Origin of the sequence: Limnohabitans sp. (genome assembly GCF_040400975.1) — a bacterium.
Classification (GTDB): Bacteria; Pseudomonadota; Gammaproteobacteria; order Burkholderiales; family Burkholderiaceae_C; genus Limnohabitans_A.
In genome coordinates this window covers 95,112-104,786 of record NZ_JBBAPF010000008.1, presented here as the reverse complement: position 1 = coordinate 104,786, position 9,675 = coordinate 95,112, and the positions used below count along the sequence as shown (strand labels likewise).

13 protein-coding genes are annotated in these 9,675 nt (G+C 60.1%); 5 read left to right on the top strand and 8 right to left on the bottom strand.

What is annotated here, in order from left to right; genetic code table 11:
* Positions 1–398 (top strand): alpha-E domain-containing protein (locus tag ABWQ00_RS07180; protein ID WP_353237989.1); only part of this gene is annotated, 398 nt, incomplete at its 5' end.
* A gap of 1 nt (position 399) precedes the next feature.
* Here the strand turns inward: ABWQ00_RS07180 and xth are convergent.
* From xth to ABWQ00_RS07165, 3 genes are read right to left on the bottom strand one after another with little or no spacing between them, the layout of a single operon-like run.
* Positions 400–1,191 carry an exodeoxyribonuclease III gene (gene xth, locus ABWQ00_RS07175; protein WP_353237988.1) on the bottom strand — a complete coding sequence of 264 codons (792 nt, stop codon included), beginning with the start codon at positions 1,189–1,191 and terminating at the stop codon, positions 400–402.
* On the bottom strand, positions 1,188–1,688 hold the full coding sequence (locus ABWQ00_RS07170; RefSeq protein WP_353237987.1) for a dihydrofolate reductase: 501 nt from the start codon (positions 1,686–1,688) through the stop codon (positions 1,188–1,190). The genes xth and ABWQ00_RS07170 overlap by 4 nt, the downstream gene beginning before the upstream one ends.
* An 11-nt stretch (positions 1,689–1,699) precedes the next feature.
* Positions 1,700–2,545, bottom strand: a complete 846-nt coding sequence (locus ABWQ00_RS07165; RefSeq protein WP_353237986.1) for a thymidylate synthase — start codon at positions 2,543–2,545, stop codon at positions 1,700–1,702.
* Between the two features lie 71 nt (positions 2,546–2,616).
* Between ABWQ00_RS07165 and ABWQ00_RS07160 the strand changes: the two genes are divergently transcribed.
* The 3 genes from ABWQ00_RS07160 to ABWQ00_RS07150 are packed head-to-tail and all read left to right on the top strand — an operon-like array spanning position 2,617 to position 4,002.
* Positions 2,617–3,423 carry a peptidylprolyl isomerase gene (locus tag ABWQ00_RS07160; RefSeq protein ID WP_353237985.1) on the top strand — a complete coding sequence of 269 codons (807 nt, stop codon included), beginning with the start codon at positions 2,617–2,619 and terminating at the stop codon, positions 3,421–3,423.
* A gap of 10 nt (positions 3,424–3,433) precedes the next feature.
* Positions 3,434–3,739 carry a DUF4160 domain-containing protein gene (locus tag ABWQ00_RS07155; RefSeq protein ID WP_353237984.1) on the top strand — a complete coding sequence of 102 codons (306 nt, stop codon included), beginning with the start codon at positions 3,434–3,436 and terminating at the stop codon, positions 3,737–3,739.
* On the top strand, positions 3,694–4,002 hold the full coding sequence (locus tag ABWQ00_RS07150) for a DUF2442 domain-containing protein (RefSeq protein ID WP_353237993.1): 309 nt from the start codon (positions 3,694–3,696) through the stop codon (positions 4,000–4,002). Before ABWQ00_RS07155 ends, ABWQ00_RS07150 begins: the two co-directional genes overlap by 46 nt.
* Before the next feature lie 54 nt (positions 4,003–4,056).
* On the opposite strand, the gene ABWQ00_RS07145 is transcribed toward ABWQ00_RS07150, so the two are convergent.
* Together ABWQ00_RS07145 and ABWQ00_RS07140 are read right to left on the bottom strand one after the other, a co-directional pair.
* Entirely contained in the window at positions 4,057–5,493 is a 1,437-nt protein-coding gene (locus tag ABWQ00_RS07145) for an FAD-binding oxidoreductase (RefSeq protein WP_353237983.1), read from the bottom strand.
* 5 nt (positions 5,494–5,498) lie between these two features.
* Positions 5,499–5,933, bottom strand: coding sequence for a DUF2069 domain-containing protein (locus ABWQ00_RS07140; RefSeq protein ID WP_353237982.1), 435 nt, complete (start codon positions 5,931–5,933; stop codon positions 5,499–5,501).
* Between the two features lie 21 nt (positions 5,934–5,954).
* Here ABWQ00_RS07140 and ABWQ00_RS07135 point away from each other — a divergent pair, with 21 nt between their 5' ends.
* The gene (locus ABWQ00_RS07135; RefSeq protein ID WP_502908094.1) at positions 5,955–7,196 is read left to right on the top strand and encodes a YihY family inner membrane protein; all 1,242 of its coding nucleotides are present in this window, start codon (positions 5,955–5,957) and stop codon (positions 7,194–7,196) included.
* Here ABWQ00_RS07135 and ABWQ00_RS07130 read toward each other — a convergent pair.
* The 3 genes from ABWQ00_RS07130 to ABWQ00_RS07120 are packed head-to-tail and all read right to left on the bottom strand — an operon-like array spanning position 7,186 to position 9,673.
* Positions 7,186–7,509 carry an Mpo1-like protein gene (locus ABWQ00_RS07130; protein ID WP_353237980.1) on the bottom strand — a complete coding sequence of 108 codons (324 nt, stop codon included), beginning with the start codon at positions 7,507–7,509 and terminating at the stop codon, positions 7,186–7,188. The genes ABWQ00_RS07135 and ABWQ00_RS07130 overlap by 11 nt on opposite strands.
* A complete protein-coding gene (locus tag ABWQ00_RS07125) occupies positions 7,506–8,858 on the bottom strand; it encodes a cytochrome P450 (RefSeq protein ID WP_353237979.1) in 1,353 nt (450 codons plus the stop codon). Before ABWQ00_RS07125 ends, ABWQ00_RS07130 begins: the two co-directional genes overlap by 4 nt.
* The gene (locus ABWQ00_RS07120; RefSeq protein ID WP_353237978.1) at positions 8,855–9,673 is read right to left on the bottom strand and encodes an alpha/beta fold hydrolase; all 819 of its coding nucleotides are present in this window, start codon (positions 9,671–9,673) and stop codon (positions 8,855–8,857) included. The genes ABWQ00_RS07125 and ABWQ00_RS07120 overlap by 4 nt, the downstream gene beginning before the upstream one ends.
* Between the last annotated feature and the right edge of the window lie 2 nt (positions 9,674–9,675).

The following is a 9,675-nucleotide window of genomic DNA, read 5'->3' as shown; positions in this document are numbered from 1 at the left end:
CTCAAGAAGGCTCCGTGCCCGAGGTGGCGCAGGAATACGACTTCTACCACTGGAGCGCGATCTTGCGCAGCGTCAGCGGCTTTGAGGTCTACCGCAAGGTCTACCGCGACGTGATCCGACCCGAGCGGGTGGCCGAATTGTTGATCTTGCGGCCCGACATGCCGCGCTCGCTGCACGCCAGCTTGAACGAGGTGGTGGCCAACCTCAAGCTGGTCTCGCACGACGCCGACAGCGACACCCTGCGCCACGCAGGCCGTTTGCGCGCAGAGCTGGCTTTTGGCCGCATCGACGAGATCCTGGCCACCGGCCTGCATGCCTACCTGACGCAGTTTTTGGAGCGGGTGAATGTGCTGGGCGGGCGCATCAGCCGCGAGTTTTTGATGCCGCAGGCCGCTTGATTCAGTCCAGGGTCAAGACCACCGGCGCGTGGTCGCTGGGGCGCTCGTTTTTGCGCGGGGCGCGGTCGATCACGCAAGCCTTGGCGCGGGCCTTGAGGGCTGGCGAAATCAAAATGTGGTCGATGCGCAAGCCCCGGTTGCGTCGAAACGCAAACTCGCGGTAGTCCCACCAGCTGTAGCTTTTTTCGGGCTGCTCAAACAGGCGAAAGCTGTCGGTCAGGCCCAGGTCGATCAAGGCCTGCAGCTTATCGCGCTCGGCCACCGTGCAGTGGATCGTGTCTTTCAGGCCCACCGGGTCCCACATGTCGAGTTCGTCAAAGGTGATGTTGTAGTCGCCCAGCAGCACCAGGTTCGGGTGTTTTTGCATTTCGCTGCCGACCCAGTCGCGCAGGGCATCGAGCCAGCGCATCTTGTAGACAAACTTGTCGCTGTCGGGTGCTTGGCCATTGGGGAAGTACGCGCCAATGACCCGAACTGAAGCGCCCGCACCGTCAGAGTAGGTGGCGGCGATCACGCGCGACATGTCGTCTTCAAAACCGGGGATGTTTTTGACCACTTCGGTGCCCATGGCAGGCGAGATCAGGGCCACGCCGTTGTAGGTTTTTTGGCCGAACCAATGGGCTTGGTAACCCGTCTCTTGCAAAGCCGCGATGGGGAATTTGTCGTCGGTCAGCTTGAGCTCTTGCAAGGCCAGCACATCGATGCCACCGGACTCTTTTTGCGCCGCCAGCCAGTCCAAAACTTGCGGCAGGCGCACCGACAAAGAGTTCACATTCCAGGTGGCGATCTTCATGGTTTGGGAGTGCGTTGGTGTTGGTAGGTGACGAAGCTGAAGCGCAAACCATTGGCCGCCACATGGGCTTCGCGCTGCACTTCATTCCAGCCAGCGGACAACTCGGGCGCGAAGGCATCGCCTTCAAAGTCGGCTTCGATCTCGGTCACCACTGCTGTGCTGGCCAAGGGTTCGGCCTGGCGGTAAATTTCGGCACCGCCCATGATCCATGCATCGGGCGCATCGCCGCACTGGCGCGTGGCGTCTTCGATGGAAGCCGCACGCAAAGCGCCTTCGGCTTGCCAGTCGCTCTGGCGGGTGATCACGATGTTGACGCGACCCGGCAAGGGCCGAAAGCGTGCAGGCAGTGAATCCCAAGTTTTGCGGCCCATGATGACCGGCTGACCCAGCGTGACACGCTTGAAGTGCGCCAGGTCTTCGGGCAGGTGCCAGGGCATCTGGTTGTCTTTGCCAATCGTGCCGTTGCGGGCACGGGCGTAAATCAGGTGCAACTTCATCGTTCCCCGCCTCAGACAGCGACAGGCGCTTTGATGGCAGGGTGGCATTCGTAGCCCAGCACCTCGAAGTCTTCAAATTCGTAATCGAAGATGGAGGCTGGCTTGCGCTTGATGTTGAGCGTGGGGTAGGCCATGGGCGAACGGCTCAGTTGCAGCTCGACCTGTTCGTGGTGGTTGCTGTAAATGTGGCAGTCACCACCCGTCCAGATGAAGTCGCCCACGTCCATGTCGCACTGCTGGGCCACCATGTGGGTCAACAAGGCGTAGCTGGCGATGTTGAAGGGCACACCCAAAAAGATGTCGGCGCTGCGCTGGTAGAGCTGGCAGCTGAGCTTGGGTTTGTCGCCCGCTTTTTGGGGCGGCGCCACATAGAACTGAAAGAAAGCATGGCAGGGCATGAGCGCCATCTGGTCGAGCTCGGCCACGTTCCAGGCGTTCACGATGATGCGTCGGCTGTCCGGGTTGTTTTTGAGGGTGTCCATGACCTGCTGCATCTGGTCGATGTGGCCGCCACCCGGGGTAGGCCAGCTGCGCCATTGCACACCATAAACGGGTCCGAGCGAACCGTCTTCGCGAGCCCACTCGTCCCAAATGGTGCAGCCGCGCTCTTGCAGCCACTTCACATTGCTGTCGCCGCGCAAAAACCACAAGAGTTCCACGATGATGGCCCGTAAGAACACCTTTTTGGTGGTCACCAACGGAAAGCCTTCGTTCAGGTCAAAGCGCATTTGGTGCCCAAACACACTGCGCGTGCCGGTGCCGGTGCGGTCACCTTTTTGCACCCCCGTCGTGTAGACATGGCGCATGAAGTCTTCGTATTGGCTGCGGATGGGGCGGGGATTGGCAGGAGTGTTCATGGGGATTAAGTTTAAGGCACCCGCCAGGCGCTATGCTTATGCCTCCTTCAGTTGAATGTTGAGTCGTGAATATGAAAGTTTTATACCCAAGCCTCATGAATAAGGCGGCTTTGCTGGCCGGGTTGTGGATGGTTTTCGGAGCGCAGGCCAATGACACCCCTGTGGCCGTGGTGAACGGCGTGGCGATCGCTGCTCGCCTGATGGATCGCAACGTCCAAGCCAATGTGGCCCAAGGCCAAAGGGACACCCCCGAATTGCGAGCTGCGCTCAGGCAGGAACTGGTGGCGCGTGAGCTGATGACCCAAGAGGCGCAAAAGCGGGGCTTGGACAAATTGCCCGCCACCCAAGACGCCTTGCAGACGATGCGCCAAAACCTGCTGATTGATTTGGTGCTCAACGACGAGTTAACCAAGAACCCGATCACGGACGCAGAGCTCAAAACCGAATACGAGCGCCAGGTCAAAGCCTTGAAGGCCGCGGGTGAGCTGCAGCAGTTTCAGATTTCGACCATTGCGCTGGCCACCGAAGCAGATGCCCGCTCGGTGATGACAGCGTTGCGCTCAGGTCAGGCCTTTGATGCCACGGCCAAAGCCCGATCGATGGACCCGAGCAAAGACAAGGGCGGTGAGTTGGGATGGTTCCTGCCTGACCAGATTGCGCCCGCCATCTCCAATGTGGTGGTCAATCTGGCCCCAGGTGCGGTGTCGGCTGCGCCCATCCAGGTAGGGCCTTATTGGCATGTGGTCAAGTTAAACGCCAAGCGCCCCTTCCAAGTGCCCGGTTTCGAAGAGAGCAAAGCCCTGGTGCAATCGGCCGTGGTGCAAAGTCGGCGCGCTGCTTTGCTCAAAAGGCTGAGCGATGCGGCGGTTGTGAAGTGATTTCGAGTGCTTGAGCGCTTCAGCTCAGCTCAGCTCAGCTCAGCTCAGCTCAGCTCAGCTCAGCTCAGCTCCCGCCTATGATTTAGGATTAATTTTTTTAATGAGTAATAAATATTTAAATTTATTGCCATTGCAATACGCTGAGTACAAGGCAACGGTGGATATTGCGATGCTCACGATTTCCGGTGGAGAGTTGCCTCGAAGGGCGCAAGAATTGGTTCTGGATTGGGCTGAATTGCATCAGCAGGAATTGTTGGAAGATTGGCGTTTGTGCAGGGAAAAGCAGCAGCCCAAACCCATCGCACCATTGAAATGAGGACGAGCATGGATTGGGACGTTATCGATGTCAAACCTGTAGCACCTTTGGCGCTCAAGGTTGAGTTTGCCGATGGGACTGTGGGCAAAGTCCAATTTGAGGCAAGCCATTTGACGGGCGTATTTGCTGCCCTCAAAGATCCATCAATTTTTCAACAGGCATTCATCGACGGTGGCGCCGTGGCATGGCCCGGAAACTTGGATTTGGCGCCCGATGCCATGTACCAGGCCATCAAATCTCATGGTGAATGGGTCTTACGCTGAGGCGAATGTGGCAAAGCCATTTTCGGCCCTCAGTCTGGGGCTATCGCCCTTCAATTAAATCAAAACCCGCCCCGGGTTCAGGATGTTCTGCGGATCCAGCGCCTGCTTGACGGCGCGCATCATGGCCAGCGCGGTGGGGTCTTTGTACAAGGGCAGTTTGTTCACTTTTTGTGCGCCTACGCCATGCTCGGCGCTGATGGAGCCGCCATAAAGTTTGACCTTGTCGAACACCAAGGTGTTGATCTTGTCCTCGAAGGCGATCACAAAGGCTTTGCTGTCAGACGCTTCGGGCGCTTGCACGTTGTAGTGCAGGTTGCCGTCACCCAAGTGCCCAAAGTCGACCAAGCGCACGCCAGGCACCTCACGTTCCAGCAGGGCATCAGTCTCGGCCACAAAGGCCGGGATGCGTGAGACCGGGATGCTGATGTCGTGCTTGATGTTTTGGCCTTCTTGCACTTGGGCCAAAGTGATGCTTTCGCGGATGTGCCACAGGCCTTTGGCTTGTGTGAGGTTTTCGGCGACCACCGCATCGCTCACCCAGCCCTGTTCCATGGCGGTTTCCAGCAAGGCTTCAAACTGGGTGCGGGCGTGTTGTTCGCTCTCGCTGTCGGAGTTTTCCAGCAGCACGCACCAAGGCGTGTCCTTCCAAAGCGGCACGCGCAGATGGGGGTAGTGCTTGTCCACCAAGCTCAGGGCAAATTGGCCCATGACCTCAAAGCCCGTGAGGCCCGGCCCCAGGCGTTGGTGCGCCAGACCCAGCAGTTCAACGGCCGCTTCCATGCTGGGCACGGCGGCCCAAGCGGTCAGTTGAGCGGCGGGTTGGGGGTAGAGCTTCATGGTGGCGGCTGTGATGATGCCCAGTGTGCCTTCGCTGCCAATCATCAGGTTGCGCAGGTCATACCCGGTGTTGTCTTTGCGCAGACCGGTTAGGCCGTGCCAGATCTCGCCTTGTGCGGTGACGACTTCCAGGCCCAGGCACAGCTCGCGGGTGTTGCCGTAGCGCACCACTTGCGTGCCGCCTGCGTTGGTGCCCAGGTTGCCACCGATGGTGCAGCTGCCTTCGGCGCCCAAGCTCAATGGGAACAAAAATCCGGCTTGCTCGGCAGCCGTTTGCAGGTTTTGCAGCACGCAACCGGCTTCTACGGTGATCGTCAGGTTGGCTGGGTCGATGACGCGCACCGCATTCATGCGGGTCAGGCTCAGCACGATTTGCTGACCCGAGTTGTCGGGGATGCCGCCCACCACCAAGCCCGTGTTGCCGCCTTGCGGCACGATGGGTGTTTGGTGTGCGGCGCAGGCTTTGACCACAGCCGCCACTTGCGCCGTGTCGCCTGGCCTGACCACGGCCAAGGCTCGGCCGCTTACGCGTTTGCGCCAGTCTTGTTCCCAAGGGCTCAAGTCGGTGGCGGGGTCTTCGTGCGTCAGAACGTTCGCTGCGCCACAAATTTCGCGCAGCTCTTCAAGCAGTGGGTAGGGCAAGGGGATGCTCATGGTGTTCAGTCTCGGGGGACGGGGACAAAATTGCCAGTGGCTTTGGCCGCCTTGAAACGGATGCGGACATGCAGGGCGCAGGCCACAAACAAGGTGGTGCACAGCAAGGTTTGCAGCATGGCCAAGCCCGAAGAGGGCCAGGCATCGCCCCAGGCGCGAACCACCCCTTCGGTGAAGTACAACCAAACCAGCATGCTGACCCAGCGGTAGGTGTACATGCGGTTTTTCAATAATCCGGCCATGGGGATGCACAAAGGCAGCACCTTGATGGCCCACCAAGAGCCACCTTCGCGCAGCGGGGCCAGCCAAAGTTCCCAGGCCAGCCCCAGGACAATCAGGCCCAACAGGCTGCCCACGGCCAACCAGCGGGTGGTGGCCAGGCCTGCTGGCGCAGCAGATTCTTCGGGGGGGCGGGGGCTGGTTTCGTGGTTCGTGTTCATTGCGGTGGCATCATACCGGGCATGCCTTCCTCCTTGAACAAAACCTCTTTGCGTGCCCATGCCGGGCTGTGGTGGCAAGAGGTGTCGGTTTTTCCCTGGCGACAAATGGGTGCCGTGCTGGCCGAGCGCTTTCGCGATGCGCGTTTGGGTGTCAGCGCCAGTTCGCTCACCTTCACCACGGTGTTGGCCATGGTGCCGCTGTTTGCGGTGGGCTTGGCGGTGTTTTCGGCCTTTCCGATGTTTGGCAAGTTCCAGGACACGATCCAGCGCTGGCTGATTGAGAGCCTGGTGCCCGAGAGCATCGGCCGCCAAGTGCTCAGTTACCTCACCCAGTTCTCGCTCAAGGCCAGTCGGCTGGGCACAGCCGGGTTGTTGGCCGTGCTGCTGTCGGCTGTGTTTTTGATGGTGACGATCGAACGCACTTTGGGCCAAATTTGGCGCTTGCAGCGTCAACGGCCCTTGCCGCAGCGGGTGCTGCTGTATTGGTCGGCCATCACGCTGGGCCCTTTGCTGTTGGGCAGCAGTTTGGCCGCCACGTCTTTTGTGGTCACGGCTTCGCGCGATGTGGTGAATGTTTTGCCCGGTTCGACACGTTGGCTGTTGGACGGGTTTGAGTTTTTGATGCTCACCGCTTGTGTGAGCGGTTTGTATTTCTATGTGCCCTACACCCGGGTGCGCTGGCGGCATGCCATCACGGCCGGATTTTTGGTGGCGGTTTCGCTCGAGGTGGCCAAAAAATTGATGGCTTTTTACCTGCTGGAGGTACCCACCTATTCGCTGGTGTATGGCGCTTTTGCCGCGGTCCCGATTTTGCTGGTCTGGATTTATGTGACCTGGCTGCTGGTTTTGCTGGGTGCGGTGCTCGCGAGCAGTCTGCCCGAGTTGGGGCGCCAGGCATGGCGAAAACCCGAAGGCGCTGGGTGGTCATTCAGGCTCGCTTTGGAGGTGCTGGCCGAGTTGAATGCTGCCAAAGTCACCGAGCGACGTGGGCGCAGCGTTGACGAGTTGGCCGCGTTTTTGAGGGTTGAAACGGACGAGTTGCGTCAAGTGCTGGCGGTGCTGCAAAGCTTGGATTGGGTGGGCCGATTGAGCGAGCAAAACGACCTGGGTCAAGCCCGTCTGGTGTTGCTGGTGGACCCCGCCATGGCCAGTGTGGCCCCGCTGGCCGATCGTTTGCTGGTGCTGCGAGCTTCGCCCACTGACCCGCTGTGGCTGCAAACCGGGCTGGACCAGATTCGGCTGGTGCAACTGTTTAAAAACTGACTCTCCCACGCCACATGTCGCGGTACATCACCCAGTCGCCCATGAAGCTGTAGAGTGGGCGTTTGAAACTGGCGGGTTTGTTTTTCTCGAACACAAAGTGCCCGATCCAGGCGCAGCCATAGCCGCACAGCAAGGCGTATAAAAAGTATTGCGGTTTGCCCGTGATGGCCAACATGGCCAGACACATCAGGCTCAAGCTGCTGCCCAGAAAATGCATGCGGCGGCAGGTGCGGTCGCTGTGTTCGCTCAAGTAGAAGGGGTAGAACTCGGCAAAGCTGGCGTGCCGGGGTGCAGGTGTTTCAGCGGGGTTCATGGTGTGTCTCCAGGGGTGGATCGGATCGAAAATGGCGCCTGCAAAAAGCCGCGAAAGCGCGCCCGGCCGCCGCGAACCGGGGCTTGCGTCAGCTGGTAATCGGGAAAACGCTGCAAAAACCGCCCGATGGCGATGCGCCCCTCCAAACGCGCCAAACTCAAACCCGCACACTGGTGCACCCCGAAGCCAAAAGCCAAGTGCTTGTTGCCAGTGCGGCGCAGGTCCAGTTGTTCGGGGCTCTCGTACACGGCCGGGTCGCGGTTGGCCGCGCCGATGCACAGCGTGACCAAGGCCCCTGCTGGCAAATCGAAACCGTTGACCTGCGTGGCTTGCAGGGCGCGGCGGTTGCTCAGTTGGTTGGACGATTCAAAGCGCAAAAATTCATCCACCGCCAGGCCCATGATCTGTTCGCGCACTTCGTCGGTGGCGGCTTCTTTCAGGTCGGCCTTCAATTCTTCGCGCTGCTCGGGCCATTCCTGCAGGCTGATGAGCGCGTTGCCGATCAGGTTGGTGGTGGTCTCGTGTCCGGCGTTGAGCAAAAACACGCAGTTGTGCAGCAGCTCGACCTCGCTCAGGGCGTCGACACCATGGAAGTCGTCTTTTTCGCCCTGGATCAGCCGGGTCAGCACGTCGTTTTCCGGGTCGCCGGGGTGTTGGCGGCGCTGCGCCACCAACTCGCGCAGATAGGCCAAAAATTCGCTCACGCTGCGGTGACCCAGTGCTTCTTGTTCTGGGGTGAGCGAGGGCTCGAGCGCCCCCAAAATGGCCAGCGACCAGCCGCGCAGCGGTTCGCGCTCGGCGTGCGGCACGCCCAGCAGGTTGCCGATGATCTCCACCGGAATGGCCGAGGCGAAGTCTTCGATCAGGTCGCCGCCGCCCTTCGCCGCGATCTTGTCCAGCAGGCTGTCCACCAGCAGCACCAGGCCAGGCTCCATGGCTTCAATGGCGCGGCGGGTCAATGCACCCATGATCAGGCGGCGCACCCGGGTGTGCAGTGGCGGGTCGTTGAAGACCAAGCTGTGGGTGTGGTGCTCGAACAGCGGGGATACACCGCTTGATGTGGCGTAGGGCGGCTGGTTGAAAGGCACGTGGTTGTATTTGGGGCCAAATTCGACCTGCTTGTCAGAGCTGAAGACCTTGGCGTCGCGGTACACCGCCACCAAGTCGGCATGGCGCGTGAAGAAATACGAACCATCGGGCATGCGCTTGATGGGTTCGGTTTCGCGCAGCGCGGCATAGACCGGGTAGGGGTTGTTCAGGAAATCGGCAGGCAGCGCACGCAGGTCCAGGTTTTGGGCGATCTTTTGGGCCCGCGCCGCGTCCATGCTGGGCGTGGTGTTGAAGTTCATGGCTTCAAAAAATCTTTCAAAGCCAACAACACGCCTTCGGGCGCTTCGGTCATCAGTGAGTGGCCTGCCGGCAGCTTCACCACTTTGGGCTTGGCACACAGCTCGATCAGGCTTTGCGCCGCTTTGGGCGGCGTCATCTGATCGGCATTGCCCAGCACAAACAGGGTGGGGCAGGGCACTTGAGGCATGGCAGCTTCTGCGCCTCGGTAATCGTCGCAGGCCTTGAAGCCGGTGTGGAACACATTGACCTGTGTGTTGCTGGCCAGCACCCGGCGCATGAGCGCCTTGCTGCCGCCATAGAGCCAGGTGCCGGGGCCCAGGGCAGAGGGGGGCGGTGCCAGTGTGGAATGCGAAAAGTTGTTGACCATGTCAATCGCTTTGAACGGGGCGCTGACCGATAAATCGAGCAATGCGGGGGACACAGCCATGGGGTAAGCAGTGCCCACCATCACCAAATGGCTCACGCGCCCCGGGTGTGCTGCGGTGTCGCGGGCTGTGGCTTCCAAGGCGATGAGGGAACCAAAGCTGTGGCCGATCAGCGCGGCTTTTTTTATCTGCAGCGCATCGAGCAAAGCTATGACGGTGTCGGCGACTTCTTGCACACTTTGTGGTGGTGTGCCTTCGCTTTTGCAGTGGCCAGGCAGGTCGATGGCCAGTACGTTCCAGCCGTGGTGGGCCATGTAGCGGGTTTGCAAAATCCAGACGCTGTGGTCGTTGAGCACGCCGTGGATGAACACGGCAGTGGGTTGCACGGGGTTGAAGGGCTTGCCACCGGTGTACGCGTAAAGCTCGTGGCCTTGAACGGAGACTTTCATGG

Bases quoted from the DNA above. Each gene is read 5' to 3' on its own strand.
- xth (WP_353237988.1), bottom strand. From the start codon at position 1,191: ATGAAGATCGCCACCTGGAATGTGAACTCTTTGTCGGTGCGCCTGCCG.
- ABWQ00_RS07170 (WP_353237987.1), bottom strand. From the start codon at position 1,688: ATGAAGTTGCACCTGATTTACGCCCGTGCCCGCAACGGCACGATTGGC.
- ABWQ00_RS07165 (WP_353237986.1), bottom strand. From the start codon at position 2,545: ATGAACACTCCTGCCAATCCCCGCCCCATCCGCAGCCAATACGAAGAC.
- ABWQ00_RS07160 (WP_353237985.1), top strand. From the start codon at position 2,617: ATGAAAGTTTTATACCCAAGCCTCATGAATAAGGCGGCTTTGCTGGCC.
- ABWQ00_RS07145 (WP_353237983.1), bottom strand. From the start codon at position 5,493: ATGAGCATCCCCTTGCCCTACCCACTGCTTGAAGAGCTGCGCGAAATT.
- ABWQ00_RS07140 (WP_353237982.1), bottom strand. From the start codon at position 5,933: ATGAACACGAACCACGAAACCAGCCCCCGCCCCCCCGAAGAATCTGCT.
- ABWQ00_RS07135 (WP_502908094.1), top strand. From the start codon at position 5,955: ATGCCTTCCTCCTTGAACAAAACCTCTTTGCGTGCCCATGCCGGGCTG.
- ABWQ00_RS07130 (WP_353237980.1), bottom strand. From the start codon at position 7,509: ATGAACCCCGCTGAAACACCTGCACCCCGGCACGCCAGCTTTGCCGAG.
- ABWQ00_RS07125 (WP_353237979.1), bottom strand. From the start codon at position 8,858: ATGAACTTCAACACCACGCCCAGCATGGACGCGGCGCGGGCCCAAAAG.
- ABWQ00_RS07120 (WP_353237978.1), bottom strand. From the start codon at position 9,673: ATGAAAGTCTCCGTTCAAGGCCACGAGCTTTACGCGTACACCGGTGGC.